This is a genomic window from Stenotrophomonas sp. BIO128-Bstrain (genome assembly GCF_030128875.1).
Taxonomy (GTDB): domain Bacteria; phylum Pseudomonadota; class Gammaproteobacteria; order Xanthomonadales; family Xanthomonadaceae; genus Stenotrophomonas; species Stenotrophomonas bentonitica_A.
Map to the genome: position 1 here is coordinate 3,071,949 of NZ_CP124620.1, position 26,765 is coordinate 3,098,713.

General features: G+C 63.0%; 34 protein-coding genes. 1 reads left to right on the top strand and 33 read right to left on the bottom strand.

What is annotated here, in order from left to right; all coding sequences use genetic code 11:
• Positions 1-25: 25 nt before the first annotated feature.
• On the top strand, positions 26-2,152 hold the full coding sequence (locus POS15_RS14040; RefSeq protein WP_284128335.1) for a TonB-dependent receptor: 2,127 nt from the start codon (positions 26-28) through the stop codon (positions 2,150-2,152).
• A 111-nt stretch (positions 2,153-2,263) separates the two neighbouring features.
• On the opposite strand, the gene POS15_RS14045 is transcribed toward POS15_RS14040, so the two are convergent.
• The 33 genes from POS15_RS14045 to rpoC all read right to left on the bottom strand — a co-directional run bounded on the left by POS15_RS14045 (position 2,264) and on the right by rpoC (position 26,699).
• Positions 2,264-2,773, bottom strand: coding sequence for a disulfide bond formation protein B (locus tag POS15_RS14045; protein WP_019186167.1), 510 nt, complete (start codon positions 2,771-2,773; stop codon positions 2,264-2,266).
• A 370-nt stretch (positions 2,774-3,143) separates the two neighbouring features.
• Positions 3,144-3,530 (bottom strand): 50S ribosomal protein L17, encoded by a 387-nt coding sequence (rplQ, locus tag POS15_RS14050; RefSeq protein ID WP_019186166.1) that lies wholly within the window; start codon positions 3,528-3,530, stop codon positions 3,144-3,146.
• 201 nt (positions 3,531-3,731) lie between these two features.
• On the bottom strand, positions 3,732-4,730 hold the full coding sequence (gene rpoA, locus POS15_RS14055; RefSeq protein ID WP_019186165.1) for a DNA-directed RNA polymerase subunit alpha: 999 nt from the start codon (positions 4,728-4,730) through the stop codon (positions 3,732-3,734).
• Positions 4,731-4,784: 54 nt separating this feature from the next.
• On the bottom strand, positions 4,785-5,414 hold the full coding sequence (rpsD, locus tag POS15_RS14060; protein WP_019186164.1) for a 30S ribosomal protein S4: 630 nt from the start codon (positions 5,412-5,414) through the stop codon (positions 4,785-4,787).
• A gap of 14 nt (positions 5,415-5,428) precedes the next feature.
• On the bottom strand, positions 5,429-5,818 hold the full coding sequence (gene rpsK, locus POS15_RS14065) for a 30S ribosomal protein S11 (RefSeq protein WP_017355427.1): 390 nt from the start codon (positions 5,816-5,818) through the stop codon (positions 5,429-5,431).
• A 12-nt stretch (positions 5,819-5,830) separates the two neighbouring features.
• Positions 5,831-6,187, bottom strand: coding sequence for a 30S ribosomal protein S13 (gene rpsM / locus POS15_RS14070; protein ID WP_019186163.1), 357 nt, complete (start codon positions 6,185-6,187; stop codon positions 5,831-5,833).
• A 345-nt stretch (positions 6,188-6,532) separates the two neighbouring features.
• A complete protein-coding gene (gene secY, locus POS15_RS14075; RefSeq protein WP_019186162.1) occupies positions 6,533-7,888 on the bottom strand; it encodes a preprotein translocase subunit SecY in 1,356 nt (451 codons plus the stop codon).
• Between the two features lie 3 nt (positions 7,889-7,891).
• Positions 7,892-8,335 (bottom strand): 50S ribosomal protein L15, encoded by a 444-nt coding sequence (gene rplO, locus POS15_RS14080; protein ID WP_019186161.1) that lies wholly within the window; start codon positions 8,333-8,335, stop codon positions 7,892-7,894.
• A gap of 4 nt (positions 8,336-8,339) precedes the next feature.
• Positions 8,340-8,531, bottom strand: coding sequence for a 50S ribosomal protein L30 (gene rpmD, locus POS15_RS14085; protein ID WP_019186160.1), 192 nt, complete (start codon positions 8,529-8,531; stop codon positions 8,340-8,342).
• Positions 8,524-9,063 (bottom strand): 30S ribosomal protein S5, encoded by a 540-nt coding sequence (rpsE, locus tag POS15_RS14090; RefSeq protein ID WP_019186159.1) that lies wholly within the window; start codon positions 9,061-9,063, stop codon positions 8,524-8,526. The genes rpmD and rpsE overlap by 8 nt, the downstream gene beginning before the upstream one ends.
• A gap of 158 nt (positions 9,064-9,221) precedes the next feature.
• The gene (gene rplR, locus POS15_RS14095; RefSeq protein WP_019186158.1) at positions 9,222-9,575 is read right to left on the bottom strand and encodes a 50S ribosomal protein L18; all 354 of its coding nucleotides are present in this window, start codon (positions 9,573-9,575) and stop codon (positions 9,222-9,224) included.
• 31 nt (positions 9,576-9,606) lie between these two features.
• Positions 9,607-10,134 carry a 50S ribosomal protein L6 gene (rplF, locus tag POS15_RS14100; RefSeq protein ID WP_019186157.1) on the bottom strand — a complete coding sequence of 176 codons (528 nt, stop codon included), beginning with the start codon at positions 10,132-10,134 and terminating at the stop codon, positions 9,607-9,609.
• An 18-nt stretch (positions 10,135-10,152) separates the two neighbouring features.
• Entirely contained in the window at positions 10,153-10,551 is a 399-nt protein-coding gene (rpsH, locus tag POS15_RS14105) for a 30S ribosomal protein S8 (protein ID WP_019186156.1), read from the bottom strand.
• A 263-nt stretch (positions 10,552-10,814) separates the two neighbouring features.
• Positions 10,815-11,120 (bottom strand): 30S ribosomal protein S14, encoded by a 306-nt coding sequence (gene rpsN / locus POS15_RS14110; protein WP_019186155.1) that lies wholly within the window; start codon positions 11,118-11,120, stop codon positions 10,815-10,817.
• An 18-nt stretch (positions 11,121-11,138) separates the two neighbouring features.
• Entirely contained in the window at positions 11,139-11,681 is a 543-nt protein-coding gene (gene rplE, locus POS15_RS14115; RefSeq protein WP_019186154.1) for a 50S ribosomal protein L5, read from the bottom strand.
• Between the two features lie 11 nt (positions 11,682-11,692).
• Positions 11,693-12,010 carry a 50S ribosomal protein L24 gene (gene rplX, locus POS15_RS14120; protein ID WP_017355416.1) on the bottom strand — a complete coding sequence of 106 codons (318 nt, stop codon included), beginning with the start codon at positions 12,008-12,010 and terminating at the stop codon, positions 11,693-11,695.
• A 16-nt stretch (positions 12,011-12,026) separates the two neighbouring features.
• Positions 12,027-12,395 carry a 50S ribosomal protein L14 gene (gene rplN, locus POS15_RS14125; protein ID WP_019186153.1) on the bottom strand — a complete coding sequence of 123 codons (369 nt, stop codon included), beginning with the start codon at positions 12,393-12,395 and terminating at the stop codon, positions 12,027-12,029.
• A gap of 13 nt (positions 12,396-12,408) precedes the next feature.
• On the bottom strand, positions 12,409-12,678 hold the full coding sequence (gene rpsQ, locus POS15_RS14130) for a 30S ribosomal protein S17 (protein WP_019186152.1): 270 nt from the start codon (positions 12,676-12,678) through the stop codon (positions 12,409-12,411).
• An 11-nt stretch (positions 12,679-12,689) separates the two neighbouring features.
• Entirely contained in the window at positions 12,690-12,875 is a 186-nt protein-coding gene (gene rpmC, locus POS15_RS14135; protein WP_019186151.1) for a 50S ribosomal protein L29, read from the bottom strand.
• Positions 12,875-13,288: a 50S ribosomal protein L16 gene (gene rplP, locus POS15_RS14140; RefSeq protein WP_019186150.1), complete on the bottom strand. Its 414-nt coding sequence runs from the start codon at positions 13,286-13,288 to the stop codon at positions 12,875-12,877. Before rplP ends, rpmC begins: the two co-directional genes overlap by 1 nt.
• Positions 13,289-13,293: 5 nt before the next feature.
• On the bottom strand, positions 13,294-14,028 hold the full coding sequence (rpsC, locus tag POS15_RS14145; RefSeq protein WP_019186149.1) for a 30S ribosomal protein S3: 735 nt from the start codon (positions 14,026-14,028) through the stop codon (positions 13,294-13,296).
• A 17-nt stretch (positions 14,029-14,045) separates the two neighbouring features.
• Positions 14,046-14,381, bottom strand: coding sequence for a 50S ribosomal protein L22 (gene rplV, locus POS15_RS14150; protein WP_017355410.1), 336 nt, complete (start codon positions 14,379-14,381; stop codon positions 14,046-14,048).
• Positions 14,382-14,393: 12 nt separating this feature from the next.
• A complete protein-coding gene (rpsS, locus tag POS15_RS14155; protein WP_019186148.1) occupies positions 14,394-14,663 on the bottom strand; it encodes a 30S ribosomal protein S19 in 270 nt (89 codons plus the stop codon).
• Positions 14,664-14,669: 6 nt separating this feature from the next.
• Complete coding sequence (gene rplB / locus POS15_RS14160; RefSeq protein WP_017355408.1) at positions 14,670-15,497, bottom strand: 50S ribosomal protein L2; 828 nt, start codon at positions 15,495-15,497, stop codon at positions 14,670-14,672.
• A 10-nt stretch (positions 15,498-15,507) separates the two neighbouring features.
• Entirely contained in the window at positions 15,508-15,807 is a 300-nt protein-coding gene (rplW, locus tag POS15_RS14165) for a 50S ribosomal protein L23 (RefSeq protein ID WP_019186147.1), read from the bottom strand.
• Positions 15,804-16,409 (bottom strand): 50S ribosomal protein L4, encoded by a 606-nt coding sequence (gene rplD, locus POS15_RS14170; RefSeq protein WP_019186146.1) that lies wholly within the window; start codon positions 16,407-16,409, stop codon positions 15,804-15,806. Before rplD ends, rplW begins: the two co-directional genes overlap by 4 nt.
• 12 nt (positions 16,410-16,421) lie before the next feature.
• Positions 16,422-17,072 carry a 50S ribosomal protein L3 gene (rplC, locus tag POS15_RS14175; RefSeq protein ID WP_019186145.1) on the bottom strand — a complete coding sequence of 217 codons (651 nt, stop codon included), beginning with the start codon at positions 17,070-17,072 and terminating at the stop codon, positions 16,422-16,424.
• 11 nt (positions 17,073-17,083) lie between these two features.
• The gene (gene rpsJ / locus POS15_RS14180; protein ID WP_010341589.1) at positions 17,084-17,395 is read right to left on the bottom strand and encodes a 30S ribosomal protein S10; all 312 of its coding nucleotides are present in this window, start codon (positions 17,393-17,395) and stop codon (positions 17,084-17,086) included.
• Positions 17,396-17,728: 333 nt separating this feature from the next.
• A complete protein-coding gene (gene tuf, locus POS15_RS14185) occupies positions 17,729-18,919 on the bottom strand; it encodes an elongation factor Tu (protein ID WP_019186113.1) in 1,191 nt (396 codons plus the stop codon).
• A gap of 53 nt (positions 18,920-18,972) precedes the next feature.
• Entirely contained in the window at positions 18,973-21,114 is a 2,142-nt protein-coding gene (fusA, locus tag POS15_RS14190) for an elongation factor G (RefSeq protein ID WP_019186123.1), read from the bottom strand.
• A 136-nt stretch (positions 21,115-21,250) separates the two neighbouring features.
• A complete protein-coding gene (rpsG, locus tag POS15_RS14195) occupies positions 21,251-21,718 on the bottom strand; it encodes a 30S ribosomal protein S7 (protein WP_019186122.1) in 468 nt (155 codons plus the stop codon).
• A 12-nt stretch (positions 21,719-21,730) separates the two neighbouring features.
• Positions 21,731-22,105 (bottom strand): 30S ribosomal protein S12, encoded by a 375-nt coding sequence (gene rpsL, locus POS15_RS14200; RefSeq protein WP_017356008.1) that lies wholly within the window; start codon positions 22,103-22,105, stop codon positions 21,731-21,733.
• 346 nt (positions 22,106-22,451) lie between these two features.
• Positions 22,452-26,699 carry a DNA-directed RNA polymerase subunit beta' gene (gene rpoC, locus POS15_RS14205; protein ID WP_046272763.1) on the bottom strand — a complete coding sequence of 1,416 codons (4,248 nt, stop codon included), beginning with the start codon at positions 26,697-26,699 and terminating at the stop codon, positions 22,452-22,454.
• Between the last annotated feature and the right edge of the window lie 66 nt (positions 26,700-26,765).

The window sequence follows — 26,765 nt, forward strand, 5'->3', positions numbered from 1 at the left end:
CCCTTTGCCCAGCCAAGCCATCCTCATGAAGCCCTCCCTGCTTGCTACCGGTATTGCTGTTTCCCTGGCCTTGACCGGCCTGCCCGCCCTCGCCGCCGCCCCTGCCAACGCCACCCCCGCCGTCACCGATCTGGATGCCGTCACCGTCAGCGCCCAGCTCGACCAGGCGCGCAACGCCCTGTCGCCGGATATCGGCAGCAGCCAGTACCAGATCACCGCCGAAGACATCCAGAACCTGCCGCTGGGTGCCTCCACCCCGTTGAACCAGGTGCTGCTGCAGGCACCGGGCGTGGTCCAAGACTCGTACGGCGGCGTGCACGTGCGCGGCGACCACGCCAACCTGCAGTACCGGCTCAACGGCGTGCTGCTGCCCGAATCGATCTCCGGCTTCGGCCAGACCCTGGACGCCCGCGCGATCAAGAGCCTCCGCCTGATGGATGGCGCCCTGCCGGCACAGTTTGGCGAGCGCACCGCCGCCGTGGTCGACATCACCACCCGCAGCGGCGCCGAGCTGGGCAATGGCGGCAGCGCCGGCCTCACCGCCGGCTCCTACGGCAAGGTCAACCCCAACGCCTCGTGGTGGGGCAGCCAGGGCCGCTGGAGCTGGTACCTGACCGGCAACTACGACCAGAACCAGATCGGCATGGAAAATCCCACCGCCTCGCGCCGGCCGGACCACGATGACACCCACCAGGGCAAGGCGTTCGCCGACCTGACCTACCTGGTCAACGACGCCACCCGCCTGAGCCTGTTCGCCGGCTTCTCCAACAACCGCTTCCAGATTCCGGTCAACCCCGGCCAGAGCCCGCAGTTCGGCTACCTGGATACGGTGAACGCCGACTCGGCCGCGCTGGACGAGAACCAGCGCGAGACCACCCGCTTCGGCATGCTGGTGCTGCAGGGAACAGTGGGCGACACCGCCTACCAGGTCTCGGCCGGCCAGCGCTACAGCGACCTGTCCTTCGACCCGGACCTCGCCGGCGACCTCATCTTCAACGGCGTGGCCTCGCAGGTGGAGCGCAGCAATCGCGCCAACAGCGTGCAGGCCGATTTCTCCACGCCGCTGGGTGAGAACCACACGCTGCGCTATGGCTTGTACGTCAACGCCGAGCGCGCCCGCGCCGGCAGCGACACCTGGGTCTTCCCGGTCGATGCCGACGGCCAGCAGGCCAGCACGACGCCGCTGCGCATCCTCGACGCCAATGCCTTCAACGCCACCACCACGGCTGTCTACCTGCAGGACGAATGGCGCCTGGGCGACGACTGGACGATCAACTACGGCCTGCGCGGCGACCGTTACAAGGCCTTCAGTGGCACCGAGGGCCAGCTCAGCCCGCGCCTGGGCGTGGTCTGGAACGCCAGCGACAGCACCACCGTGCACGCCGGCTACTCGCGCTACTTCACCCCACCGGCCAGCGAACTGGTGGCCAGCAGCGACATCGCCCTCTATGAGGGCACCACCAACCAGCAACCGGCCGGCGGCAGCACGATCCCGCTGTCCGAGCGCAGCGATTACTACGACATCGGCGTCTCCCAGCAGATCGGCGATCACCTCACCCTCGGCCTGGACGCCTATGACCGCAAGGTCGACCGGCTGCAGGACGAAGGCCAGTTCGGCGCCGCCTATATCTACTCGACCTTCAACTATCGCTACGGGCATATCCACGGCGTGGAATTCAGCGCCGACTACAGCAATGGCCCGCTCAGCGCCTACGTCAACGCGGCCTACAACAAGGCCATGGGCAAGCAGGTCATCACCGGCCAGTACAACCTGGATCCGGAAGCACTGGCCTATGTCCAGGACAACTGGATCCACCTGGACCACGACCAGAAACTGACCTCCTCCGGCGGCATCAGCTACGCCTTCGCCGGCCACAATCGTCTTGGCGCCGACTACGTCTTCGGTAGCGGCCTGCGCTCGGACGCCGACGGCGTCCCCAACGGTGGCGAACTCCCCGCCTACCTCCAGCTCAACCTGAGCGCCGGCCACGACTTCAACGCCGACAGCGGCCACCCGCTGCACGCACAGCTGGCCCTGGTCAACGCACTGGACCGCAGCTACCAGCTGCGCGACGGCGGCGGGATCGGCGTCTTCGCCCCGCAGTGGGGCCCGCGCCGTGGCGCCTACCTCAGCCTGCAGCAGGACTTCTGAGCGGTGCCCTGACACCTTGCGACCGGATCAGGCCGGGAACATCCAGACCTGACCGCAGCCTCCGACCTGGCCGCGCAACGCGTGCCAGGCCGGAGACGGCCGGATGCGACCTCAGTGGCGGCGACGCGCACGGAACGCCGTCACCAGCGCCCACAGCGCCAATGCCGCGAACCACACCAGGCTCCACATCGGCATCGTCAGGCCCAGGAACTGCCAATCGATGTTGCCGCAGTTGCCGGTACCGGTCAGCACCGTGCGGAACACCTCGAACGGCCCCATCGTCTCGCTGAGGAAGCTCAACGGTGGCCCGCAGCTCGAGCCCATGTCCTGCGGCAGCAACTGCACATACACATGGCGCCCGGCAATGCCGATACCGACAGCCGCCGCGATGAAGGCCAGCACGCCATACGTCTTCCGCCCGGCCGGATCACGCGGACCGTGCAGCGCCCCGATCAGGAACAGCAGCCCCAGCGCCGCGAACGCGATCCGCTGGAAGATGCACAACGGGCACGGCTCCAGCCCCATCTTCAGCTGCAGGAAGATCGCATACCCCAACAGCGCCGCGCAGACCAGGAACCCCAGCAGGAACTGGGCGCGGAAACTCCAACGCAATGGATTCATTGCCAACACTCGTGAAAGTCCAGGCGCCAAGATTAACAGGGCCGTGACCGCCCACGTCCATGCGCAGCTGCCGACCATCGGCGCCACCGGCCGGACAGCGAGTTCCGTGCAGCACGCCGAACCACACGAACGTGGCGATGGTGCCGAGGAGCCGGCCAGCGGCCGGCACTACCCACGCGTCGAGACCGGCACGTGCTGCGCTTTACCCCCATGCGCACCGATCCGGTGTGCAGGCGTTCCCGCCAACCTGCCCGCGCCAACGCCCCACCCCCACCCGCAGCGCCACGCTCTTGCCGTCATCAAACCCCAGAAACGGAAAAACCCGGCACAAGGCCGGGTTCTTCACCGAATAACAGGTACAGCTCGAAGATTACTCTTCGACGGCTTCAGCCACAGCAGCCGGGCGATCGACCAGCTCCACATAGGCCATCGGCGCATTGTCGCCAGCGCGGAAACCGCACTTCAGCAGACGCAGGTAGCCGCCCGGACGGTTCGCGTAACGCGGGCCCAGGGTGGTGAACAGATTGCCGACGGCTTCGTTGTCGCGCAGGCGAGCAAACGCCAGACGACGGTTGGCAACCGAATCAACCTTGGCCAGGGTGATCAGCGGCTCGGCAACGCGGCGCAGTTCCTTGGCCTTCGGCAGGGTGGTCTTGATCAGCTCGTGCTTGAACAGCGACGCGGCCATGTTCTTGAACATTGCTTCGCGATGGGCGCTGGTGCGGTTGAACTTGCGACCGGACTTCATATGACGCATGACGGTGATTCCTGAAGTGAATGTTGGATCGGTTGGGTATCGCTGTCGCCATCCTGGCGTTGCTGCTTGGACTGCGGATGGTCCGGTGCCAGCCGTCCTGGCTGGCCGTCACCGCAGGCTATCGACCTGTCGGTGCGGGGTGTTGCCGGTGAAGCCCCCGCACCCGAAGGTGCGGGGTCAAGCATCTTGCGTAGCGCTGGATCAGCCGAGCATGCCGTGCTGGGCGACACCGGCCGGCGGCCAGTTCTCCAGCTTCATGCCGAGCGAAAGGCCGCGCTGTGCGAGGACTTCCTTGATCTCGGTCAGCGACTTCTTGCCGAGGTTCGGGGTCTTGAGCAGCTCCACTTCGGTCTTCTGGATCAGATCGCCGATGTAATAGATGCTCTCTGCCTTGAGGCAGTTGGCCGAACGCACGGTCAGTTCCAGGTCGTCGATCGGGCGCAGCAGCACCGGATCCACGCCGTTGTTGGCCGGCTTGGCCGCACCGCGGTCGCGGTGGGTGAAGTCACCGAAGACCGACAGCTGATCGCTGAGGATGTCGGCGGCAGTGCGCACGGCTTCCTCGGCATCGATCGTGCCGTTGGTTTCGATGTCCAGCACCAGCTTGTCCAGATCGGTACGCTGTTCAACGCGGGCCGCTTCCACCGAATAGGCGACGCGACGGACCGGCGAGAACGAGGCGTCCAGGACCAGACGGCCGATGGCACGGGTTTCTTCATCCGGACGACGACGCGCGGCCGCCGGCTGGTAGCCGAAACCACGCTCGATCTTCAGACGCATATTGATTGCCGTGTCCTTGGTCAGGTGGCAAATGATATGGTCGTTGTTGAGGACTTCGACGTTGTGGTCCAGCTTGATATCAGCAGCGGTCACGACACCCGGACCCTGCTTGGACAGCGACAACGTAGCGTTGTCACCGGTATGCATGCGGATGGCCACGTCCTTCAGGTTGAGCAGGACTTCCAGCACGTCCTCCTGCAAGCCTTCGAGCGTGGTGTACTCGTGCAGTACGCCATCGATTTCGACTTCCGTGATGGCGAAGCCCGGGATGGACGACAGCAGCACGCGACGCAGGGCGTTGCCCAGCGTATGCCCGTAACCACGCTCCAAGGGTTCGATGACGACCTTGGCGCGGGTATCGGTAAGGCGTTCGATCTGCGGACCGCGAGGACGCAGAACCTGGTTGGCGGTAACCGTCATGTTGCGGGTTCTCCTGCGAACCTCCGGTGTGACCCGGAGGTTCTCCAATGTGAATTACTTCGAATACAACTCGACGATCAGCGCTTCGTTGATATCCGCAGGCAGGTCCGAACGATCCGGCACGGCCTTGAAGATGCCGGCGAACTTGCCGGAATCAACTTCAACCCACGACGGACGCAGGTCATGCGTGGCAGACACGGTCAGGGCTTCCTGAACGCGCAGCTGCTTGGCAGCCTTCTCGGACAGAGCGACGGCGTCGCCAGCCTTGACCTGGTACGAAGCCAGGTTGACCGACTTGCCGTTCACGGTGACGCCGCGGTGCGAGACCAGCTGACGGGCAGCCGGACGGGTCACAGCGAAGCCCATGCGATAGACGACGTTGTCCAGACGGGTTTCCAACAACTGCAGCAGGTTCTCGCCGGTGTTGCCCTTCTTGGTCGAGGCCTTCTTGTAGTAGTTGCGGAACTGACGCTCCAGCAGACCGTAGATACGCTTGACCTTCTGCTTTTCGCGCAGCTGGGTAGCGTAGTCGGACAGCTTGCCCTTACGGGCAGTGGCGCCGTGCTGGCCGGGCTTCTGCTCCAGCTTGCACTTGGAGTCCAGCGCACGGGCCGGGCTCTTGAGGGAAAGGTCGGCGCCTTCGCGGCGGGCGAGCTTACAGGTAGGACCGATATAACGAGCCATTTCTTATCGCTCCTTTAGACGCGACGCTTCTTCGGCGGACGGCACCCGTTGTGCGGGATTGGCGTCACGTCGATGATGTTGGTGATCTTGTAGCCCACGTTGTTCAGCGAGCGCACGGCCGACTCACGACCCGGACCCGGGCCCTTGATGCGGACTTCCAGGGACTTGACGCCGTAGTCGAGCGCGGCACGGCCGGCCTTCTCGGCAGCCACCTGGGCAGCGAACGGGGTGGACTTACGCGAACCGCGGAAGCCAGCGCCACCGGAGGTCGCCCACGACAGAGCGTTGCCCTGACGGTCGGTGATGGTCACGATGGTGTTGTTGAAAGAAGCATGGACGTGGGCGACGCCGTCAGTGACGACGCGCTTGATCTTCTTCTTGGTCTTAGCGACGGGCTTAGCCATTTCTTAGGTCCCTTACTTCCTGATCGCCTTGCGCGGGCCCTTGCGGGTGCGGGCGTTGGTACGGGTGCGCTGGCCACGAAGCGGCAGACCGCGACGGTGACGCAGACCGCGGTAGCAGCCCAGGTCCATCAGGCGCTTGATCGCGATACCGATTTCACGGCGCAGATCGCCTTCCACGATGTACTTGCCGACTTCGAGACGCAGACGCTCGATTTCCGGCTCCGACAGATCGCGGATCTTGGTGGTCGAGGTCACGCCTGCGGCGTCGCAGACCTTCTTCGAACGGGTACGGCCGATGCCGTAAATGCTTTGCAACCCGACCCAGACGTGCTTCTGGGCTGGCAGGTTGACGCCTGCAATACGCGCCATGACGCGGTTCTCCAGCTGAGTGATGGCCGACAGCGCACCATGGGCGCGCCAATCCGGCAGGATGGATCAAAAAAGTGAACTAGCGATTCTATCAAGGTCTCGGTTTACTGGGAAGCCCGTGGAACCTTGAGGTTCCATGGACCCGGCGTGGGGAGTGTGCCCATGCTCCGGCGCCGGATGTCGTTGACTGCAGAGGTTGCCCTCGCCGCCGCCCGCGCTACTCCCGCGCGGGACCACCACATCACACCCCCACCCGAAACCGCTGCAGGGGCCGCCCTTCGATTTGGAAGGCCAGTCCGGGAACCGGAGGGCCTTCACAACAAGAAGACTAGTGTAACAGGTCAATCAGCCGCGGGCAAAACCGCCGCGGTTGCCGCCCTTCAGGTTGGCCTTCTTCAACAGGCTCTCATACTGGTGCGACATCAGGTGCGCCTGGATCTGGGCGATGAAGTCCATCACCACCACCACCACGATCAGCAGCGAGGTGCCGCCGAAGTAGAACGAGGCGCCCAGCTGGGTGCGCAGGATTTCCGGCAGCAGGCAGACGATCACCAGGTACAGCGAACCGGCAGCCGTCAGGCGGGTCAGCACGGCATCCACGTAGTCGGCGGTGGCCTTGCCCGGACGGATGCCCGGAATCAGCGCGCCCGACTTCTTCAGGTTGTCGGCGGTTTCCTGCGAGTTGAACACCAGCGCGGTGTAGAAGAACGCAAAGCCACTGATCAGCGCAGCGAACACGATCATGTGCAGCGGCTCGCCCGGGCCGAGGGCGTTGGCGACCTTCTGCAGCCACGTGGCCGAGCTGGCCTGGCCGGACCACATCGCCAGCGTCGTCGGGAACGCCAGGATGCTCGAGGCGAAGATGGCCGGGATCACGCCCGCCATGTTCAGCTTCAGCGGCAGGAACGAGGTCTGGTTCATGTACGCGTTGCGGCCACCCTGGCGACGTGCGTAGTTCACCGTGATGCGGCGTTGGCCCCGCTCGACGAACACCACGAAGTAGGTGAAGGCCAGCACCACCAGCACGATCAGCAGCAGGGCGATGAAGCTCATGTTGCCGTCGCGGTAGGCTTCCACGGTGTGGATGACCGCGCCCGGCAGGCCGGCCACGATGCCGGCGAAGATGATCAGCGAGACACCGTTGCCGATGCCGCGCTCGGTGACCTGCTCACCGACCCACATCAGGAAGATGGTACCGGCGGTCAGCGCGACGATGGCGGTGAGCACGAAGCCCATGCCCGGTGCGTAGACGACCGGGGCACCGCCCGGGGAGACCTGGTTCTGCAGCGCCAGCGCGATGCTGCCGCCCTGCACCACCGCCAGCAACACGGCGCCGATGCGGGAATATTGGGTGATCTTGCGACGACCCGATTCACCTTCCTTCTGCATCGATTTCAATGCCGGGAAGATGTGGACCGCCAGCTGCATCACGATGGATGCCGAGATGTACGGCATCACGTTCAGCGCGAAAATGCTGAAACGGTGCAGGGCGCCGCCCGAGAACATGTTGAACATGTCCACGATGCCGCCGCCCTGCGCCTGCATGAGCGCAAGCATGGCATCGGGATTGACGCCAGGCACCGGCACATAACAGCCGATGCGGTAGACGATCAATGCCCCGATGACGAACAGCAGGCGCTGGCGGAGTTCCGTGAACTTGCCGAGCCCGCCGCCGAGGTTACCAATGCCAGCTTGCGCCATGTCTTACTCCTGTACGCTGCCGCCGGCAGCTTCGATCGCGGCCTTGGCACTGGCCGTTGCAGCGACGCCCTTCAGGGTGAAGGCCTTGGTCAGGTCACCCTTCATGACGATCTTGGCACGCTTGGCGGTGCTCGGGACCAGCTTGGCAGCGCGCAGCGCGGCAAAGTCGATCTCGCCGGCTTCCAGGCGTTCCAGCTGGTAGGACAGCACTTCAGCGGTGTCCTTGGCGATCTTGGAACGGAAACCGACCTTCGGCAGACGACGCTGCATGGGGGTCTGACCGCCTTCGAAGCCTGCCTTGATCTTGCCGCCACCCTTACGGGCGAACGAACCCTTGTGGCCGCGGCCGCAGGTCTTGCCCAGGCCGGAGCCGATACCACGACCGACGCGGGTGCGCTCTTTACGAGCGCCCGGTGCCGGGCTCAATTCATTCAGATGCATGGTCATTGGATTATTCCTCAACCTTGACGAGGTAGTGGACCTTGTTGATCAGGCCGCGAACCTGCGGGCTGTCCTTCAGTTCACGCACATCGTTGAGCTTGTTCAGGCCCAGGGCACGCACCGACAGGCGGTGACGCGACTGGGTGCCACGCAGGCCAGCCACCAGGCGGACCTTGACGGTCTTGACGGTTTCATTAGCCATGGTTGAGATCCTCCACCTTCTTGCCGCGCTTGGCCGCGATGCGGACCGGCGACTGCATTTCGGTCAGACCCTTCAGCGTGGCGCGAACCAGGTTGATCGGGTTACGCGAACCGACGGCCTTGGCCAGCACGTTCTTGACGCCAACGGCTTCCAGGACGGCGCGCATGGCACCACCGGCAATCACACCGGTACCTTCGGAGGCCGGCATCATGAACACGCGGGCTGCGCCGTGGCCGGACTTCACCGGGTGCCACAGGGTGCCGTTGTTCAGATCGACGGTGGCCAGGTTCTTGCGAGCCTGTTCCATCGACTTCTGGATCGCGACCGGCACTTCACGCGCCTTGCCGTAACCGAAGCCGACCTTGCCTGCGCCGTCACCGACCACGGTCAGTGCGGTGAAGGTGAACTGGCGGCCGCCCTTGACGGTCTTGCTGACGCGGTTGACCGCGACCAGCTTTTCGATCATGCCGTCGTCGACTTTCTCTTCGCGGCGATCGCGATCGCGACCCCGCTGCTGACGTTCTTCTGCCATGTTGATTCCTTGATTGATTGAGTATGTACGGCTCAGGGCCGCTTATAGCTGTGAGATGGAGCGGTGATTCGAGCGCCCCTGCAGAAGAAGGACGTCGCCCGGCGCAACCCGCGCCGGCAGGCAGGCGGAAGCGGGGACCAGCCCCGCTTCCTTATCCCTTAGAACTGCAGGCCGCCTTCGCGGGCTGCATCAGCCAGTGCCTTGATGCGGCCGTGGTAGCGGTAGCCCGAGCGGTCGAAAGCGACCTTCTCGATGCCCGCAGCCTTGGCGCGCTCGGCGACCAGCTTGCCAACCTTGGCGGCGGCGTCGCTGTTCTTGCCGTTCTTCAGGCCTTCCTTGACGTCGGCCTGGGTGGTGTTGGCAGCTGCCAGCACCTTGGAGCCGTCGGCGGTGAAGACCTGGGCGTACAGGTGCTGACCGGTGCGCAGCACCGACAGACGCGGCACGCCGAGCACACGGATGTGGGCACGGGTCGACTTGGCACGACGCAGACGAGCGATGTTCTTGTTCATGATCTTTTTCCTTGAAAGCTGAGGGCGTGAGTTACGCCTTCTTGGCTTCCTTACGAATGATGACTTCGCCGGCGTACTTCACACCCTTGCCCTTGTAGGGCTCCGGCGGACGGAAGCCACGGATCTTGGCGGCAACTTCGCCAACGCGCTGCTTGTCGGTGCCCTGGACCAGCACTTCGGTCTGGGTCGGGGTCGAAATGGTGATGCCTTCCGGCGCCACGAACAGGACCGGATGCGAGAACCCGAGCGACAGGTTCAGGTCCTTGCCCTGCATGGCGGCACGGTAACCGACGCCGACCAGCTCGAGCTTGCGCTCGAAGCCTTCGGTCACGCCGTGGACCATGTTGGCCAGGATGGCGCGCACGGTGCCGGTGAGGGCGACCAGCGAGGCATCGTTGGCGGCCAGGGTGGCAACGCCGTTGTCGACAGTGATTTCAACGCCAGCAACCTTGGCAAGCGACAGGGTGCCCTTCGGGCCCTTCACGCTGACGGATTCCGGCTGGATGTTCAGTTCAACGCCCTTGGGCAGGTTGACTGGCTTCTTGGCTACGCGGGACATAGTTGTTTCCTTCTCGCCTTAGGCCACGAAGCACAGGACTTCGCCGCCGACGCCCAACTGGCGCGCCTGCGCATCAGTCATGATGCCCTTGGAGGTGGAGATGATGGAGATACCCAGGCCGTTGAGGACCTTCGGCAGCTCGGACTTGCCACGGTACTGGCGCAGACCCGAACGCGAGAAGCGCTTCAGGGTCTCGATGACCGGCTTGCCTTCGAAATACTTCAGGACGATTTCAAGCTCGGCCTTGTTGTTCTCGATCTTGGTCACGCGCAGATCGGTGATGTAGCCTTCGGCCTTCAACACCTCTGCGATTGCCACCTTGATCTTGGACGACGGTGCTTTCACCGTCTGCTTGCCAACCGCGGCCGCATTCTTGATGCGTACCAGCAGGTCGGCGATGGGATCAGTCATGCTCATAGTCGATACCTTTGAGTGCACCGATATCCGCTTTCGCGAAAATCTTGTGTCTACCTGGGATGGGCCAGGGCCCTTGTTGCCTGTTCAGCGGACCAACGGCCCGCTCTACGCCAGCCCCCGTGACGGAGCAAGACGCGGGAGTATACGGCAAAAAGAGCCCGACTTGCGTCGGGCTCCCTTAATCCGGGATCAGGGCCGGAAAACCGACCCCTCTCCCCTGCCCCGTGCCGTGAAGGCGCGAGGCAGTGGAAGGGACGAATCCCTTACCAGCTGGCCTTGCGCAGGCCCGGCACGTCGCCACGCATGGTGGCTTCACGCAGCTTGTTACGGCCCAGGCCGAACTTGCTGTACACGCCACGCGGGCGGCCCGAGAGCTCGCAACGGTTGCGGTGACGGCTCGGCGACGAGTCGCGCGGCAGCTTCTGCAGCTTGATGACGGCCTCGGCCTTTTCGTCGTACGACGCGGTCGTGCTGGAGATGATCTTCTTCAGCTCTTCACGCTTGCCGGCGTACTTGACGGCCAGCTTCGCACGCTTGAGGTCGCGGTTGACCATGGAGGTCTTTGCCATTTCGGATTCCTCGACGTATCAGTTACGGAACGGGAACTTGAACGCTGCGAGCAGCGCCTTCGCTTCCGCATCGGTCTTGGCGGTGGTGGTGATGGCGATATCCATGCCACGGATCGCGTCGACAGCGTCGAAGTCGATTTCCGGGAAGATGATCTGTTCCTTCACACCCATGTTGAAGTTGCCGCGACCGTCGAAGGAACGACCCGAGACACCACGGAAGTCGCGCACGCGCGGCAACGAGATGTTGATCAGACGGTCCATGAACTCGTACATCTTTTCACGACGCAGCGTGGTCTTGCAGCCGATCGGCCAACCATCGCGGATCTTGAACGATGCCACCGAGACGCGGGACTTGGTCACGATCGGCTTCTGACCGGAGACCTTGGCCATATCGGCGACGGCATTTTCCAGGATCTTCTTGTTCGTGGCTGCTTCGCCGACACCCATGTTCAGGGTGACCTTGACCAGCTTCGGAACCTGCATCGGATTGGTGTAGCCGAACTGCTTCATCAGCGCCGGCACCACTTCTTCCTTGTAAAACTTTTCGAGACGGGAATTCATCAGCTCATTCCTCAGGCGTCGAGCGCCTCACCGCTGGAGCGGAACACACGCAGTTTGCGTCCATCCTCCAGCACCTTGAAGCCAACGCGCTCGCCCTTGCCCGAAGCCGGGTTCAGCACATTCACGTTGGAGATATGGATCGACGCTTCACGCTCGACCACGCCGCCGGCAACGCCTGCCTGCGGGTTCGGCTTGGTGTGGCGCTTGACGATGTTCACGTTGGCGACGATCACACGATCGCCGTCGACGCGGACGACTTCGCCCTGCTTGCCCTTGTCCTTGCCGGTGTTGACGACGACCTGGTCGCCCTTCTTGATACGGTTAGCCATGATTATCTCCTGGCGCTCACAGAACTTCGGGAGCGAGCGAGACGATCTTCATGAACTTCTCGGAACGAAGTTCACGGGTCACCGGTCCGAAGATGCGGGTGCCGATCGGCTCTTGCTTGTTGTTGAGCAGGACCGCGGCGTTGCCGTCGAAACGGATCAGCGAGCCATCGGCGCGACGCACACCCTTGCGGGTACGCACCACGACGGCGTCATACACTTCACCCTTCTTGACTTTGCCGCGCGGGATTGCGTCCTTCACGGTGACCTTGATGATGTCGCCGATGTGGGCATAACGGCGCTTGGAACCACCCAGCACCTTGATGCACATCAGTTCCTTGGCACCGGAGTTGTCCGCGGCGTCGAGGTAGCTCTGCATCTGGATCATGATTCAGATCTCCTTATTCAGCCGCACGCGTGATGACTTCCACCACGCGCCAGTTCTTGGTCTTGGACATCGGAGCAATCTCGGCCACGCGCACGACATCACCTTCGTTGCAGGTGTTGTCGGCGTCGTGTGCGTGCAGCTTGGTCGAACGCTTGATGTACTTGCCGTACAGGGCGTGCTTGACCAGGCGCTCCACCAACACGGTGACCGTCTTGTCCATCTTGTTGCTGACGACACGGCCTTCGACCGTGCGCAGCGTCTTGCTGTCGTTGTTATCGCTCATCGCGGCCATCCTTACTTGGTGCTGCCGAGCAGGGTCTTGACGCGAGCGATCTCGCGACGAACCCGGCGGGTTTCGTGGGTCTTCGGCAGCTGGCCAGTGACCTGCTGCATACGGAGCGAGAACTGCTCCTTACGCAGGTCGATCAGGTGGCTCTTCAGGTCGTCAGCCGACTTTTCGCGAAGTTGTTTGATATCCATCAGAGCACCGTCCGGGTCACGAAAGTGGTGGTCACGGAGAGCTTGGCGGCAGCCAGGCGGAACGCCTCACGTGCCACGTCTTCTGCGACGCCTTCGATTTCATAGATCATGCGGCCGGGCTGGATCTGGGCTACCCAGTACTCCACGTTGCCCTTACCAGAACCCATTCGGACTTCGATGGGCTTCTTGGTGATCGGCTTGTCGGGGAACACTCGGATCCACATCTTGCCGCCGCGCTTGACGTAGCGGCTGATCGAGCGGCGGGCCGCTTCGATCTGACGCGCGGTCAGCTGACCATGAGCGGTTGCCTTCAGGCCGTACTCGCCGAAGCTGACGGCGTTGCCGCTCCAGCTCAGACCATCGTTACGGCCCTTGTGTACCTTGCGGTATTTGGTTCGCTTGGGTTGCAACATTGTCGTTACCTCGCTTCACGAGCCGGGCGCGACGGACGGTCACCGCGGTCGCCGCGATCGTTACGATCGTTGCGCGGGGAGTCGTCCTGCTTTTCCTGGCCAACCTGGGAGAAATCGAAGACTTCGCCCTTGTAGATCCAGACCTTGATGCCGATGATGCCGTAGGTCGTCTTGGCTTCAGCGAAGCCATAGTCGATGTCGGCACGCAGCGTATGCAGCGGCACGCGGCCTTCGCGGTACCACTCCGAACGGGCGATTTCCGCGCCGTTCAAGCGGCCACCGACGTTGACCTTGATGCCCAGGGCACCGAGGCGCATCGCGTTGCCGACCGAGCGCTTCATTGCGCGGCGGAACATGATGCGACGCTCCAGCTGCTGCGCGATCGACTCGGCAACCAGCTGTGCGTCCAGCTCGGGTTTACGCACTTCGGTGACGTTGATGTGCGCCGGGACGCCCATCATTTCGCTCACTTCCTTGCGCAGCTTCTCGATGTCCTCACCGCGCTTGCCGATCACCACGCCCGGACGGGCGGTGTGGATCGTCACGCGAGCGGTCTTTGCCGGACGCTCGATCAGGATCTTGCTGATGCCGGCCTGCGCAAGCTTCTTGCGCAGCATGTCCCGCACCTTCAGGTCGGCTGCCAGATAACCAGCGAACTCGGCCTTGTTGGCGTACCACTTGGAGTTCCAGTCCTTGGAAATGCCGAGGCGGATACCAATCGGATGAACTTTATGACCCATGGTGTTTTCCTTTCCGCTTACTTGCCGGCGCCCACAACCACAGTGATGTGGCTGGTGCGCTTGAGGATGCGGGTGCCGCGGCCTTTCGCCCGCGCCATGAAACGCTTCAGGGTCGGACCTTCATCTACCATGATGGTCTGTACCTTCAGCTCGTCGACGTCGGCGCCCTGGTTGTTCTCGGCGTTTGCAATAGCCGACTCCACCACCTTCTTGATCAGGTGGGCAGCCTTCTTGTCCGAGAACTTCAGCAGGTTGACCGCACGCTCGGCCGGCAGGCCACGCACCTGGTCAGCGACCAGGCGGGCTTTCTGCGCAGAGATGCGCGCGGAGCGCAGGATTGCTTTCGCTTCCATTGTCATCTCTCCTTACTTGCCCGACTTCTTGTCACCACCGTGACCCTTGAAGGTCCGGGTGATGGCAAATTCGCCGAGCTTGTGGCCGACCATGTTCTCGTTGACGAGCACCGGAACGTGGTTCTTACCGTTATGAACGGCGATGGTGACGCCTACCATTTCCGGCAGGATCATCGAACGGCGCGACCAGGTCTTGATCGGCTTCTTGCTACCCGCAGCGGCTTCCACCTTCTTGATGAGGTGGTGATCGACAAACGGGCCCTTCTTGAGTGAACGTGCCATGGTCGATTAGCCCCTACGATCGCGGACGATGAATTGCTGGGTGCGCTTGTTATGGCGCGTCTTGTAACCCTTGGTCGGGACACCCCACGGGGTGACCGGATGCGGGTTGCCCTGGCCGGCCTTCGCCTCACCACCACCGTGCGGATGGTCAACCGGGTTCATGGCAGCACCACGAACGGTCGGGCGGACACCACGCCAGCGCTTGGCGCCAGCCTTGCCCAGCTTTTCCAGGTTGTGTTCGTCGTTACCGACTTCACCGATGGTGGCACGGCACTCGACCGGCACCTTGCGCATTTCACCCGAGCGCAGGCGCAGGGTGGCGTAGATGCCTTCACGAGCGACGAGCTGCACGGCAGCGCCGGCGGCACGCGCGATCTGTGCACCCTTGCCCGGCTTCAGTTCGATGCCGTGGACAGTGGTACCGACCGGGATGTTGCGCAGCGGCAGGGTGTTGCCGGTCTTGATCGGCGCATCCGAACCCGCGATCACCTGGTCACCGGCCTTCAGGCCCTTCGGTGCGATGATGTAGCGGCGCTCGCCGTCGACGTAGCACAGCAGGGCGATATGGGCGGTGCGGTTCGGATCGTATTCGATGCGTTCCACGCGCGCCGGAATGCCTTCCTTGTTGCGCTTGAAGTCGATGACACGGTAGTGCTGCTTGTGACCACCACCCACGTGACGGGTGGTGATGCGGCCGTGGTGGTTACGACCACCGGACTTGCTCTGCGGCTCCAGCAGCGCGGCATGCGGCGCGCCCTTGTGCAGATCGGGCGTGACCACGCGCACGGCCGAACGACGGCCGGGAGAAGTGGGTTTGAATTTCATCAATGGCATGGGATGTACCTCAGGCCTTGGCCGTTACATCGATGGACTGGCCATCGGCGAGACGCACGTACGCCTTGCGCCAATCGCCGCGGCGGCCGGTGCGGTTACGGAAGGACTTGTTCTTGCCCTTCACGTTCAGCACGTTGACCGACTCGACCTTGACGTCGAACAGCTGCTCGACCGCGGCCTTTACATCGGCCTTGGTGGCTTCGTTCGAAACTTCGAAGACATACTGGTTGGAATGTTCCTGCAGGCGCGCGGTCTTTTCGGAGACTCGCGGAGCGCGCAGCACGCTGAAGACTTTTTCGTTGCTGCTCATGCCAGCCACTCCTCGACCTTCTTGACCGCATCAGCGGTGATGACGACCGTGTCGGCACCGACCAGCGACACCGGGTCCAGGCCCTGCACGTCACGCACTTCCACGTAGGGAATGTTGCGGGCCGACAGGTACAGGTGCTCGGAAGCATCTTCGGTGACGATCAGCGGACGCTTGCCCACTTCCAGGCCGGCCAGCTTGGCGATCAACGACTTGGTGTTGGTCGCTTCGACATCGAAGGACTCCACGATCGTCAGACGGCCCTGGCGGTTCAGCTCGGACAGGATCGCGCACATGGCTGCACGGTACTGCTTACGGTTGACCTTCTGCTCGAAGCTGCGCGGCTTGGCCGCGAAGGTGACACCGCCGCCGATGAAGATCGGAGCCGTCAGTGCGCCATGACGCGCGCCGCCGCCCTTCTGCTTCTTCGACTTCTTGGTGGTACCAGCCACTTCAGAGCGAGTCTTCTGTGCCTTGGTGCCGGCGCGACCGGCGTTACGGTAAGCAACGACGACCTGGTGAACCAGATCTTCGCTGAAATCGCGACCGAACACGGCATCGGAGACCGAGACCTTGTTGTTGCTACCCGTGATAACGAGTTCCATCGTCATCTCTCCTTATGCCTTGCTAGCCGGACGAACGATCACGTCACCACCCGCTGCGCCCGGAACGGCACCACGGATCGCGATCAGACCACGCTCGACATCGACCTTCACCACTTCCAGGTTCTGGGTGCTCTGCTGCACCGAACCCATGTGGCCGGACATCTTCTTACCCGGGAAAACGCGACCCGGGGTCTGGCGTTGGCCCAAGGAACCCGGCGCGCGATGCGACAGCGAGTTACCGTGGGTTGCATCGCCCATACGGAAGTTGTAGCGCTTGATGGTGCCCTGGAAGCCCTTACCCTTGGTGACACCCTGGACGTCGACCTTCTGGCCAACTTCAAAGATGTCCGCCTTGACTTCGCCGCCGACGGCGAAATCGCCGAGCTGCGCGTCTTCAACGCGGAATTCCCACAGGCCACGGCCCGCGTCGACCTTCGCCTTGGCGAAGTGACCGGCTTCCGGCTTGTTGACCAGGGCAGCGCGACGCGCGCCGACGGTCACCTGCACGGCGCTGTAGCCGTCAGCTTCGACGGTCTTGATCTGCGCGATGCGGTTCGGGGTGGCTTCAATCAGGGTTACCGGGATGGCCTGGCCATCTTCGGTGAACACGCGGCTCATGCCAGCCTTGCGGCCCACGAAGCCCAACGAATATTTCTTCGTCATGGTCGTAGTCCTCAGGTCAGCTTGATCTGAACGTCGACGCCGGCAGCCAGTTCGAGCTTCATCAGCGCGTCCACGGTCTTGTCGTTCGGGTCAACGATATCGAGCACGCGCTTGTGCGTGCGGGTCTCGTACTGGTCACGCGCGTCTTTGTCGACGTGCGGGGAGACGAGAATGGTGTAACGCTCGATCTTGGTCGGCAGGGGGATCGGGCCACGCACTTGCGCGCCGGTCCGCTTTGCCGTTTCTACGATCTCGCTGGCCGAACGGTCGATCAAACGATGATCGAACGCCTTCAGCCGAATCCGGATCTTTTGGTCCGCCATGACGGTGGGTTCCTTCGTTAAAAGAGCGACGGACAAGGCCTCTGGGTTGCCTTGTCCCATGAATATCCTGAATGCAGACGCCGCACATTCCTGCGCGGCGACAAGATCTTTCCGTAGACCTCAAAAATCGAGGCAGACCGGTTTCCCGATCTGCCCAGACAAAAAGTATAGCGCGCATACAAGTTGGCAGTCAACAGGGTCACTGTTGACAAAGCCTGAATGGCGCGACCCTTCCTGGTCTGGGGAACACGAGGAGCATCCTGCGCCTCTTTTCCCATTTAATTACGCCCCGATGCCCTACCCAGGCAACATCGGGGCGCAGATTCTAGCAGATTACTCGAGGATCTTGGAGACCACGCCGGCGCCGACGGTACGACCGCCTTCACGGATGGCGAAGCGCAGACCTTCGTCCATTGCCACCGGGTTGATCAGGGTGACAACCATCTTCACGTTGTCGCCCGGCATCACCATTTCCACACCTTCCGGCAGTTCGCAAGCACCGGTGATGTCGGTGGTACGGAAGTAGAACTGCGGACGGTAGCCCTTGAAGAACGGGGTGTGGCGGCCGCCTTCATCCTTGGACAGGACGTAGACTTCGGCGTCGAACTTGGTGTGCGGCTTGATCGAACCCGGCTTGGCCAGGACCTGGCCACGCTCGACGTCGTCACGCTTGGTACCGCGCAGCAGCAGACCGGCGTTGTCACCTGCCTGACCCTGGTCCAGCAGCTTGCGGAACATTTCCACGCCGGTCACGGTGGTCTTCTGGACCGGACGGATACCGACGATTTCGATTTCTTCGCCGACCTTGATCACGCCGCGCTCGATACGACCGGTCACCACGGTGCCGCGGCCCGAGATCGAGAACACGTCTTCCACCGGCATCAGGAAGGGCTTGTCGACGTCACGCTCCGGGGTCGGGATCCAGCTGTCGAGAGCTTCGACCAGCTTGATCACGGCCGGCACGCCGATCTCGCTCTGGTCGCCTTCCAGCGCCAGGCGGGCCGAACCCGAGATGATCGGGGTGTCGTCGCCCGGGAAGTCGTACTTGCTCAGCAGCTCGCGGACTTCCATTTCAACCAGTTCCAGCAGCTCGGCGTCATCGACCATGTCTGCCTTGTTCAGGAAGACGACGATGTACGGCACGCCGACCTGACGCGACAGCAGGATGTGCTCGCGGGTCTGCGGCATCGGGCCGTCAGCAGCAGAGCAGACCAGGATCGCGCCGTCCATCTGGGCAGCACCGGTGATCATGTTCTTGACGTAGTCAGCATGGCCCGGGCAATCGACGTGGGCGTAGTGACGAACGGTGGATTCGTATTCGACGTGCGCGGTCGAGATCGTGATGCCACGTGCCTTTTCTTCCGGCGCGGCGTCGATCGCGGAGTAATCCTTGAATTCGCCACCGAAGCGCTCGGCACCGATCTTGGTCAGTGCAGCGGTCAGCGTGGTCTTGCCGTGATCGACGTGACCGATGGTGCCGACGTTGACGTGCGGCTTGGTGCGCTCGAACTTACCCTTTGCCATTGTTGTATACCTTGGATATCAGAAAAGAATGAGGTGGAGTCCTGAGCTTATGCTCAGGACTTCTTGACCACGGCTTCGGCGATGTTCGACGGAGCCGGCTCGTAATGGTCGAATTCCATCGTGAACGTTGCACGACCCTGGGTCTGCGAACGCAGCGAGGTCGCGTAGCCGAACATTTCACCCAGCGGAATCATCGCATTGATGATTTCAGCCGAACCGTCACCGGTCACGCTCGAACCCTGCAGCATGCCGCGACGACGGCTCACGTCGCCCATCACGTCACCCTGGTAATCGCTCGGGGTCACGATCTCGACCTTCATGATCGGCTCCAGCAGGACCGGCTTGGCCTTGGAGAAGCCCTGCTTGAAGGCCATCGAGGCGGCCAGCTTGAACGCCATTTCCGAGGAGTCGACGTCGTGGTACGAGCCGAACACCAGCTTGACCTTGACGTCCACGACCGGGAAGCCCGCCAGCGGACCGCTGGTGATGGTTTCGCGCAGACCCTTTTCGATCGACGGAATGAATTCCTTCGGAATCACGCCACCGGTGATGTCGTTGATGAACAGGAAGTCGTCCTTGATCAGCGGCCCGATCTTCGGGTCGGCACGATCTTCGGCGGTGATCGGCGACAGCTCGATCACGACGTGACCGTACTGACCCTTACCACCGGACTGCTTGGCGTGCTTGTAGTCCGACTTGACGTCCGCGGCCTGGATGGTTTCGCGGTAGGCCACCTGCGGCTTGCCGACGTTGGCTTCAACGTTGAACTCGCGCTTCATGCGGTCCACGATGATGTCCAGGTGCAGCTCGCCCATGCCCGAGATGATGGTCTGGCCGGATTCTTCGTCGGTCTTGACGCGGAACGACGGATCTTCCTGCGCCAGACGGCCCAGGGCCAGACCCATCTTTTCCTGGTCGGACTTGGTCTTCGGTTCGACGGCCATCGAGATCACCGGCTCCGGGAACACCATGCGCTCCAGGATGATCGGGTGGTCCTGCGAGCACAGGGTGTCGCCGGTGGTGGTGTCCTTCAGACCCACCGCCGCGGCGATGTCACCGGCCAGCACTTCCTTGATTTCTTCGCGATCGTTGGAGTGCATCTGCAGGATGCGGCCGATGCGCTCCTTCTTGCCCTTCACCGAGTTCAGCAGCTGGTCGCCGGCGTTCAGCGTGCCCGAGTAGACACGGAAGAAGGTCAGCGCGCCGACGAACGGGTCGGTGATGATCTTGAAGGCCAGGGCCGAGAACGGCGCCTTGTCATCGGACTTGCGGCTCAGCGCAACGGTTTCATCGTCGACGTCGGTACCGGTCACGTCCGGCACGTCGATCGGCGACGGCAGCAGCTGCACCACGCCGTCCAGCATGGCCTGCACGCCCTTGTTCTTGAACGCCGAGCCGCAGTACATCGGCACGATGTCGGTGGCCAGGGTGCGCACGCGCAGGGCTTCGACGATTTCGGCCTCGGTCAGCTCTTCGCCGCCCAGGTACTTTTCCATCAGCTCTTCGCTGGCTTCAGCCGCAGCTTCGATCATGTAGGTGCGGGCCTCTTCGGCCTCCGCCTGCATGTCCGCCGGGATCTCCAGGTACTCGAACTTCATGCCCTGCGAGGCTTCATCCCAATGGATGGCCTTCATCTTGATGAGGTCGACCACGCCCTTGAAGTTGTCTTCCGCGCCGATCGGCAGCTGCATCGGGACGGCGACAGCACCCAGCTTGGCCTTCAGCTGGCCAACGACCTTGGTGAAGTTCGCGCCGGTGCGGTCCATCTTGTTGACGAACGCGATGCGCGGCACCTTGTAACGGTTGGCCTGGCGCCACACGGTTTCCGACTGCGGCTGCACGCCACCGACGGCGCACAGCACGAAGACGGCACCGTCGAGCACGCGCAGCGAGCGCTCCACTTCGATGGTGAAGTCGACGTGCCCGGGGGTGTCGATGATGTTGAAGCGGTGCTCCGGCAGGGACTTGTCCATGCCCTTCCAGAACGCGGTGGTGGCAGCGGACTGGATCGTGATGCCACGCTCCTGCTCCTGCTCCATCCAGTCCATGGTGGCAGCGCCGTCGTGCACTTCACCGATCTTGTGGCTCTTGCCGGTGTAGAACAGGATGCGCTCGGACGTGGTGGTCTTGCCGGCATCGATGTGGGCCATGATGCCGAAATTGCGGTAACGCTCGATGGGAGTGGTGCGGGCCACGGGAGCCTCTCAATTTCTTGGAATTCGGATGGCCGAACGCCGCCTTTCGGCGGCCTTCGGATTGGCGCGGCACCCCAGGTGCCGCGGGGCAGCACCTAGATGGTGCTGCCGTGCCTGTTTTGCAAGGCCGTCAAACTCACCAGCGGTAGTGCGCGAAGGCCTTGTTGGCTTCGGCCATGCGGTGGGTTTCTTCGCGCTTCTTGATGGCGCCACCACGATTTTCCGAGGCGTCCAGCAGTTCGGCAGCCAGCTTCTTCGGCATGGTGTTCTCACCACGCTTGCGCGCCGAGTCGATCAGCCAACGCATCGCCAGCGCCATCTTGCGCGAGGAACGCACTTCGACCGGCACCTGGTAGGTGGCACCACCGACGCGGCGGGACTTGACTTCGACCGACGGAGCCACGTTTTCCAGAGCCTTCTGAACCAGCTCGACGGAATTCGGGTTCTTTTCGCCGATCACGTCCATGGCACCGTAGACGATCTTTTCAGCGACCGACTTCTTGCCGCTCAGCATCACCATGTTGATGAAACGAGCGATGGTTTCACTTCCGTGCTTCGGATCCGGCAGGACAGAGCGCTGCGGCGTATTACCTTTACGAGACATGTGTACTTTCCCTTAGCTCTTCGGACGCTTGGCGCCGTACTTGGAACGGCCCTGGCGACGCTTGGCAACGCCGGAGGCGTCCAGCGAGCCACGCACGGTGTGGTAACGCACACCCGGCAGATCCTTGACGCGACCGCCACGGATCAGGACCACGGAGTGCTCCTGCAGGTTGTGGCCTTCGCCGCCGATGTAGCTAATCACTTCTTCCTGGTTGGTCAGGCGAACCTTGGCAACCTTGCGAAGCGCCGAGTTCGGCTTCTTCGGAGTGGTGGTGTACACGCGCGTGCAGACGCCACGGCGCTGGGGGCACTTATCGAGGGCCGGGGAGGCACTCTTATAAGTGGTTGCCTGCCGCGGCTTGCGGACAAGCTGATTGATCGTCGCCATCAGTATGTTCTTCTGAGAGAGGCCAATGAAAAGACTGGCCATGAATGCGGAAATGTGCGAGCAGGCGAAAGACCGGCCTGCTGAGACAGACGATTGTAGCAACCCGGCGAAAACGCAGTCAAATGCGCACGCGCCAAGCCAGCCCTGATCCCGGGCCGTTACAGGGGAGCCTTTTCCATGCCCCCCGTTCAGGTTGTCAAGCCGGTCCGTTGAAAGACCGGCGGGCATCCTACCTCATCGGCAGGCGGACGACCAGTGGCCGGTGCCTGCTGATTTGCCGGGAGGGCCACCGACCGGAGCCGGCGCCCTGCCCTGCCGCGGGCCCGGCCGGAGCCGGGCCTGCGTATTACTCGTCGCTGCCCGGCGCCTGGTCGGCGTCGGTCGATTCCACCGCCACGGCGGCCACCGGGGCCACCTCAGCCACGGCCGGCGCGCTGCCGGACAGGGTCTGCATTTCCGAGTCGGTCAGCCCGGAGGCGTTGCGACGACGGTTGGCGTGGTAAGCCAGGCCCGTACCGGCCGGGATCAGACGGCCGACGATGACGTTTTCCTTCAGGCCGCGCAGGTTGTCCGAGGTGCCGCGAACGGCCGCTTCGGTCAGCACGCGGGTGGTTTCCTGGAACGACGCCGCCGAGATGAACGATTCGGTCGCCAGCGATGCCTTGGTGATACCCAGCAGGACCGGATCGAAACGGGCCGGCAGCTCGTTGCGGGTCGCCAGGCGGGCATTTTCCTCGATGACGCGCTGGCGCTCCGCCTGCTCGCCATTCAGGAACTTGCTGGTGCCCTGGTCGGTGATCTCGACCTTGCGCAGCATCTGGCGGGTGATCACCTCGATGTGCTTGTCGTTGATCTTCACGCCCTGCAGGCGGTACACGTCCTGGATTTCCTTGACCAGGTAGGCCGCCAGCGGTTCGACACCCAGCAGACGCAGGATGTCCTGCGGGCTCGGCTCGCCGTCCACGATGGTTTCGCCCTTGGTCACGTGCTCGCCTTCGAAGACGATCACCTGACGGTACTTCGGGATCAGCTCTTCGTGTTCCGAACCATCGGTGTCCTTGATGATCAGGCGCTGCTTGCCCTTGGTGTCCTTGCCGAAGCTGATGATGCCCGAACGCTCGGCCAGGATCGCCGGATCCTTCGGCTTGCGCGCTTCGAACAGATCGGCCACGCGCGGCAGACCACCGGTGATGTCACGGGTCTTGGACGCTTCCTGCGGGATCTTGGCGACCACGTCACCCACACCGACGGCGGCGCCGTCCTGCAGGTTGACGATCGAGCGCGGCGGCAGCAGGTACTGGGCCGGCAGATCCGTGTTCGGGATGGTCAGATCGTTGCCGTTCTTGTCCACGATGCGGACGATCGGGCGCAGATCCTTGGCCTGCGAACCACGACGCTTCGGATCGGTGATTTCACGCGATGCCAGGCCGGTCAGTTCGTCGGTCTTCTCGATGACGGTGACGCCGTCGATGAAGTCGATGAAGCGGATGAAACCGGCCACTTCCGACACGATCGGGTGGTTATGCGGGTCCCAGTTGGCCACGGTCTGGCCAGCCTTGACCGCATCGCCGTCCTTGGACGTAATGGTCGCACCGTACGGCAGCTTGTAACGCTCACGCTCACGACCGTGGGCATCGAGCACCGACATTTCACCCGAACGCGAGACCGCCACCAGCGAACCGCTGGCGTGCTCGACCGACTTCAGGTTGTTGAACTTCACCGAACCGGTGGTCTTGACGGTGATGTTGTCGACCGCAGCCGCTCGCGACGCCGCACCACCGATGTGGAACGTACGCATGGTCAGCTGGGTACCCGGCTCACCGATCGACTGCGCGGCGATGACGCCGACCGCTTCGCCGATGTTGACGATGTGGCCACGGGCCAGATCGCGACCGTAGCAGTGTGCGCAGACGCCGAACGGCGAGGCGCAGCTGATGGTCGAACGGACCTTGACCGACTGCACCGAGGCGTCTTCCAGCTTGGCCACCCACTGCTCGTCGAGCAGGGTGTTGCGGGTCACGATCGGATCTTCGTCGTTGCCCGGCAGGAACACGTCCTCGGCCACGACACGACCCAGCACGCGGTCCTTCAACGGCTCCACGACGTCGCCGCCTTCCACGATCGGGGTCATGGTCAGGCCTTCGGTGGTACCGCAATCCACTTCGGTGATGACCACGTCCTGCGCCACGTCGACCAGACGGCGGGTCAGGTAACCCGAGTTCGCCGTCTTCAGCGCGGTATCGGCCAGACCCTTACGGGCACCGTGGGTGGAGTTGAAGTACTCCTGCACGTTCAGGCCTTCACGGAAGTTCGCCTTGATGGGCGTTTCGATGATCGAGCCATCCGGACGCGCCATCAGGCCGCGCATACCGGCCAGCTGACGGATCTGCGCCTGCGAACCACGCGCACCGGAGTCGGCCATGATGTACAGCGAGTTCATCGACTTCTGGTCGATGGTCTCGCCTTCGGCATTGACCACCTTCTCGGTACCGATGGTGTCCATCATCGCCTTGGCGATGCGTTCATTGGTGCGCGACCAGATGTCGACCACCTTGTTGTAGCGCTCGCCGGCGGTGACCAGGCCCGACTGGTACTGCTCCTGGATTTCCAGCACTTCGGCTTCGGCCTCGGTGAGGATGCCGCGCTTCTCGTCCGGGATCAGCATGTCGTCGATGCCGATCGACACGCCCGCGCGGGTTGCGTAGGCGAAGCCGGTGTACATCAGCTTATCGGCGAACACGACCGTGTCCTTCAAGCCCAGCTGACGGTAGCTGGAGTTGATCAGGCGGCTGATGTTCTTCTTGGTCAGCTCGGTGTTGGCCAGCGCGAACGGCAGGCCTTCCGGCAGGATTTCAGCCAGCAGGGCGCGACCGATCGTGGTGTCCACGATCGAGGTCTTGTTCTGCTTGTTGCCTTCCTCGTCGGTCACCACTTCGGTGATGCGGACCTTGACGCGTGCGTGCAGTTCCACCACGCGGTTGTCGTAGGCGCGCTTGACTTCGGCGATGTTGGCGAAGGCCATGCCCTCGCCCTTCTTGTTCACCAGCGAGCGGGTCATGTAGTACAGACCCAGCACGACGTCCTGCGACGGCACGATGATCGGCTCGCCGTTGGCCGGCGACAGGATGTTGTTGGTGGACATCATCAGCGCACGCGCTTCCAGCTGGGCTTCCAGCGAGAGCGGCACGTGGACGGCCATCTGGTCACCGTCGAAGTCGGCGTTGAACGCGGTGCAGACCAGCGGGTGCAGCTGGATGGCCTTGCCTTCGATCAGGACCGGCTCGAAGGCCTGGATGCCCAGACGGTGCAGGGTCGGCGCACGGTTCAGCATCACCGGATGCTCGCGGATGACCTCTTCCAGGATGTCCCAGACTTCGGCTTCTTCGCGCTCGACCAGCTTCTTGGCGGCCTTGATGGTGGTGGCCAGGCCACGACGCTGCAGCTTGGCGAAGACGAACGGCTTGAACAGCTCAAGCGCCATCTTCTTCGGCAGGCCGCACTGGTGCAGGCGCAGGTACGGACCGACCACGATGACCGAACGGCCCGAGTAGTCCACGCGCTTGCCCAGCAGGTTCTGGCGGAAGCGGCCCTGCTTGCCCTTGATCATGTCGGCCAGCGACTTGAGCGGGCGCTTGTTGGTGCCGGTGATGGCACGGCCGCGACGGCCGTTGTCCAGCAGCGCATCGACCGATTCCTGCAGCATGCGCTTTTCATTGCGCACGATGATGTCCGGCGCGTTCAGCTCGAGCAGGCGGCGCAGGCGGTTGTTGCGGTTGATGACGCGGCGGTACAGATCGTTCAGATCGGAGGTCGCGAAGCGGCCACCGTCCAGCGGCACCAGCGGACGCAGGTCCGGCGGCAGCACCGGCAGCACGGTCATGACCATCCACTCCGGACGGTTGCCCGACTCGAGGAAGGCCTCGACCAGCTTGATGCGCTTGGTCAGTCGCTTGAGCTTGGTTTCCGAACCGGTGCTGGCGATTTCTTCGCGCAGGCGGGTCATTTCCGACTGCAGGTCGATGGTGCGCAGCAGTTCGTACACGGCCTCGGCGCCCATGGCGGCATCGAAGTCGTCGCCGTGTTCCTGGCGGGCCTGCAGGTACTGTTCTTCGGTCAGCAGCTGGCGGCGCTCCAGGGCGGTCAGGCCCGGCTCGGTCACCACGTAGGCTTCGAAGTACAGCACGCGCTCGATGTCACGCAGGGTCATGTCCAGCATCAGGCCGATGCGCGACGGCAGCGACTTGAGGAACCAGATGTGCGCGACCGGCGAGGCCAGGTCGATGTGACCCATGCGCTCGCGGCGCACCTTGGCCAGGGTGACTTCGGTGCCGCACTTTTCGCAGACCACGCCGCGGTGCTTCATGCGCTTGTACTTGCCGCACAAGCACTCGTAGTCCTTGACCGGTCCGAAGATGGCGGCGCAGAACAGGCCGTCACGTTCCGGCTTGAACGTACGGTAGTTGATGGTTTCCGGCTTCTTCACTTCGCCGAAGGACCACGAACGGATCAGGTCCGGCGAGGCCAGCGCGATCTTGATCGCGTCGAAGTCCAGCGTCTGACGCTGCTGGTTGAAGAGGTTGAGCAAGTCTTTCATGGTGTTTCTCCGAAAGGAGGAAATCTTGTCGATGGGGCTGTCGGTTCAGATGTGGCGGCGCGGCTG

Coding starts and splice junctions, on each gene's coding strand:
- rplX (WP_017355416.1), bottom strand. CDS start 12,010: ATGGCTAACCGTATCAAGAAGGGCGACCAGGTCGTCGTCAACACCGGC.
- rpsM (WP_019186163.1), bottom strand. CDS start 6,187: ATGGCGCGTATTGCAGGCGTCAACCTGCCAGCCCAGAAGCACGTCTGG.
- rpsH (WP_019186156.1), bottom strand. CDS start 10,551: ATGAGCATGACTGATCCCATCGCCGACCTGCTGGTACGCATCAAGAAT.
- rpsG (WP_019186122.1), bottom strand. CDS start 21,718: ATGTCTCGTAAAGGTAATACGCCGCAGCGCTCTGTCCTGCCGGATCCG.
- rpmC (WP_019186151.1), bottom strand. CDS start 12,875: ATGGATATCAAACAACTTCGCGAAAAGTCGGCTGACGACCTGAAGAGC.
- rplP (WP_019186150.1), bottom strand. CDS start 13,288: ATGTTGCAACCCAAGCGAACCAAATACCGCAAGGTACACAAGGGCCGT.
- POS15_RS14040 (WP_284128335.1), top strand. CDS start 26: ATGAAGCCCTCCCTGCTTGCTACCGGTATTGCTGTTTCCCTGGCCTTG.
- rpsD (WP_019186164.1), bottom strand. CDS start 5,414: ATGGCTCGTTATATCGGTCCTACCTGTAAGCTCGCCCGCCGCGAAGGC.
- rpsL (WP_017356008.1), bottom strand. CDS start 22,105: ATGGCGACGATCAATCAGCTTGTCCGCAAGCCGCGGCAGGCAACCACT.
- rplF (WP_019186157.1), bottom strand. CDS start 10,134: ATGTCCCGCGTAGCCAAGAAGCCAGTCAACCTGCCCAAGGGCGTTGAA.
- rpmD (WP_019186160.1), bottom strand. CDS start 8,531: ATGGCTAATGAAACCGTCAAGACCGTCAAGGTCCGCCTGGTGGCTGGC.
- rplE (WP_019186154.1), bottom strand. CDS start 11,681: ATGAATTCCCGTCTCGAAAAGTTTTACAAGGAAGAAGTGGTGCCGGCG.
- rpsE (WP_019186159.1), bottom strand. CDS start 9,063: ATGGCAGAAGAACGTCAGCAGCGGGGTCGCGATCGCGATCGCCGCGAA.
- secY (WP_019186162.1), bottom strand. CDS start 7,888: ATGGCGCAAGCTGGCATTGGTAACCTCGGCGGCGGGCTCGGCAAGTTC.
- POS15_RS14045 (WP_019186167.1), bottom strand. CDS start 2,773: ATGAATCCATTGCGTTGGAGTTTCCGCGCCCAGTTCCTGCTGGGGTTC.
- rplO (WP_019186161.1), bottom strand. CDS start 8,335: ATGACCATGCATCTGAATGAATTGAGCCCGGCACCGGGCGCTCGTAAA.
- rpsC (WP_019186149.1), bottom strand. CDS start 14,028: ATGGGTCATAAAGTTCATCCGATTGGTATCCGCCTCGGCATTTCCAAG.
- rplN (WP_019186153.1), bottom strand. CDS start 12,395: ATGATCCAGATGCAGAGCTACCTCGACGCCGCGGACAACTCCGGTGCC.
- rplD (WP_019186146.1), bottom strand. CDS start 16,409: ATGGAACTCGTTATCACGGGTAGCAACAACAAGGTCTCGGTCTCCGAT.
- rpoA (WP_019186165.1), bottom strand. CDS start 4,730: ATGACGGTTACCGCCAACCAGGTTCTGCGTCCTCGCGGTCCGCAGATC.
- rplB (WP_017355408.1), bottom strand. CDS start 15,497: ATGCCATTGATGAAATTCAAACCCACTTCTCCCGGCCGTCGTTCGGCC.
- rpsN (WP_019186155.1), bottom strand. CDS start 11,120: ATGGCAAAGACCTCCATGGTCAACCGCGACCTCAAGCGTGCGAAGCTG.
- rplW (WP_019186147.1), bottom strand. CDS start 15,807: ATGAGCAGCAACGAAAAAGTCTTCAGCGTGCTGCGCGCTCCGCGAGTC.
- rplR (WP_019186158.1), bottom strand. CDS start 9,575: ATGAACAAGAACATCGCTCGTCTGCGTCGTGCCAAGTCGACCCGTGCC.
- rpoC (WP_046272763.1), bottom strand. CDS start 26,699: ATGAAAGACTTGCTCAACCTCTTCAACCAGCAGCGTCAGACGCTGGAC.
- tuf (WP_019186113.1), bottom strand. CDS start 18,919: ATGGCAAAGGGTAAGTTCGAGCGCACCAAGCCGCACGTCAACGTCGGC.
- rpsJ (WP_010341589.1), bottom strand. CDS start 17,395: ATGGCGGACCAAAAGATCCGGATTCGGCTGAAGGCGTTCGATCATCGT.
- rpsK (WP_017355427.1), bottom strand. CDS start 5,818: ATGGCTAAGCCCGTCGCTAAGACCAAGAAGAAGATCAAGCGCGTCGTC.
- rplQ (WP_019186166.1), bottom strand. CDS start 3,530: ATGCGTCATATGAAGTCCGGTCGCAAGTTCAACCGCACCAGCGCCCAT.
- rpsQ (WP_019186152.1), bottom strand. CDS start 12,678: ATGAGCGATAACAACGACAGCAAGACGCTGCGCACGGTCGAAGGCCGT.
- rplC (WP_019186145.1), bottom strand. CDS start 17,072: ATGACGAAGAAATATTCGTTGGGCTTCGTGGGCCGCAAGGCTGGCATG.
- rpsS (WP_019186148.1), bottom strand. CDS start 14,663: ATGGCACGTTCACTCAAGAAGGGCCCGTTTGTCGATCACCACCTCATC.
- rplV (WP_017355410.1), bottom strand. CDS start 14,381: ATGGAAGCGAAAGCAATCCTGCGCTCCGCGCGCATCTCTGCGCAGAAA.